The sequence below is a fragment of the Hungatella sp. genome, from assembly GCF_046966825.1.
The window spans coordinates 1-2067 of the sequence record NZ_JBKVCZ010000289.1 but is presented as its reverse complement, the minus strand read 5'-3'; the positions used below and the strand labels follow the sequence as shown (position 1 = coordinate 2067).

General features: G+C 47.6%; 1 protein-coding gene, 1 other RNA gene and 1 pseudogene. All 3 read left to right on the top strand.

The features are described from left to right. Positions 1-35: 35 nt before the first annotated feature. Positions 36-216, top strand: a non-coding RNA gene (ssrS, locus tag ACLTD4_RS33925) — 6S RNA. Between the two features lie 100 nt (positions 217-316). Continuing rightward, positions 317-1549, top strand: coding sequence for an AI-2E family transporter (locus tag ACLTD4_RS33920; RefSeq protein ID WP_055652925.1), 1233 nt, complete (start codon positions 317-319; stop codon positions 1547-1549). Positions 1550-1558: 9 nt separating this feature from the next. Then, positions 1559-2067: pseudogene (locus ACLTD4_RS33915) on the top strand (stage II sporulation protein SpoIID); the annotation flags it as partial.

The window sequence follows — 2067 nt, the reverse complement described above, 5'->3', positions numbered from 1 at the left end:
GGTGTATACTAATGCTATAAAAATAAGATGAATTGTAATTCCTGGAATGTTCGACACTCTTACCTACTTTGAACCTACATTTTGACATTCGGGATTCCAATATTTTTAAGCGGATGTCAGGCCTCCTATATTGAGTGGAAGGCAGAAGCTTAAGTGAGGTCGCCCACCTAGCAAGGCTAGGCGTCAAACAGTAAGAACCGGCATTTTGGGGTTACAAAAGAAAAAAGCAGCGAGAAATCGCTGCTTTAACTTTTTACAAAAGTATGATAATGTATACATAGGGCAAAGCCCGTATCTTAAAATACAGGAGAATAATATGAAGGAAACGAAATTCAGGAATTATATATGCTGGGGAGTGACCGCGCTGGCGGTGATCGCGCTGAGTATCGCGTTTGCTTTTTTTCTTACGAGATTTCAGGTGATGAAGGCTGGACTGAGGGCATTTATCGGCATATTGATGCCGGTGATCTATGGAGCTGTCCTGGCATATCTGCTTCTCCCGATTTACAACAGGACGAGAAGCCTTCTTGAAGGATGGATTGCGAAGGGCGTAAAAAAGGAAAAGACAGTCAGGGGATTATCGAAGGCCGGAGCGACGGCTGTTAGCCTGATCGTCCTCTTTGTGATTGTTGCGGGACTGTTCTGGATGGTGATTCCGCAGATCTACACGAGTATTATGACGCTGCAGGAGGGACTGGGGGAGAACATCAACAACCTGGCGCTCTGGCTTCAGAAGCTTCTGGAGGATAATCCGACCCTGGAACAAAAGGTAATCCCGATGTACGACGAGGTGACCAATCAACTGGAAACCTGGCTGACCACCTCCCTGGTACCGAACGTATCGACGGTGATAAGCGGCCTGTCCAGCGGTCTTTTGAGTGTTGTGCTGGCGCTTAAGAACATCCTGATCGGCGTCATCGTTATGGTGTATTTATTAAACATTAAAGAAACTCTTTCCGCACAGGGAAAGAAGATCATCTACAGCGTGCTGCCTCTGCGGATGGCGAATCAGTTTATCGAAGAGCTCCGTTTTGTCCACCGGGTGTTCGGCGGATTTATCACGGGCAAGCTTTTGGATTCCCTGATTATCGGTATCATCTGTTTCGTATGCTTAAACTGGATGAAGATGCCGTACGTTCTGCTTGTCAGCGTGATCGTGGGTGTGACCAATGTGATCCCGTTTTTCGGCCCGTTTATCGGAGCCATCCCAAGTGCCTTCTTAATTCTTCTGGTCAGCCCGATGAAGTGTCTGTACTTCCTGATTTTCATCGTACTGCTTCAGCAGTTTGACGGCAATATCTTAGGCCCGAAGATTTTAGGACAGTCTACGGGACTTCCGAGTTTCTGGGTGCTGTTTTCCATCCTGCTGTTCGGCGGCCTGTTCGGTTTTGTAGGCATGATTATCGCAGTACCGACCTTTGCGGTGGGCTACAGCATGCTATCCGGACTGGTGAACCGGGCACTCAGGAAAAAAGAACTTTCCCTTAATACAAACGACTACAAGGATTTAAAGCACATCGACGAAGAGAAGAAAACTTATATGAGATAAGAGGAGCGCATGAATAAAAGGAAATTTATCGCATTTGCAGCCGGAATTCCTCTTCTGGTTCTCATTTTAATTATCATCATCCTGGTCAGTGAGACGAAGCCGGGTGGGATATCGAGAGCGGCGGCCTACAAGTCAGCCGCCCTTCTTTTGACGGATGCCGAAAGCTGTGAACAGCTGCTTAAGGAGCAGGGGCAGAACTATTTTTCGGAGAAGGACAGGAATAACTGGTATGCAAAGTATTTGAATTATCTCTATGTGAACGGATACTTATCTCCGGACACGACCCCTTCGGACCCGGAATACGTACAGGGATATTTAACGTACCGGGAGGCGGAGGAACTGGCGGAGGCGCTGGTCCCGGGACAGGGAGAGGCTGCTCACGTGGGGAAGAAAAAACAGGGCAAAACGTTTCCATCGGACAACTGGTGGTTTATTTACGACAGTCTTCGAAAGGAACTGGATCAGGAAGGCAGAATAAAGGAAGTGGACGTACTCCTTTACGGTACTCCGATGAACAT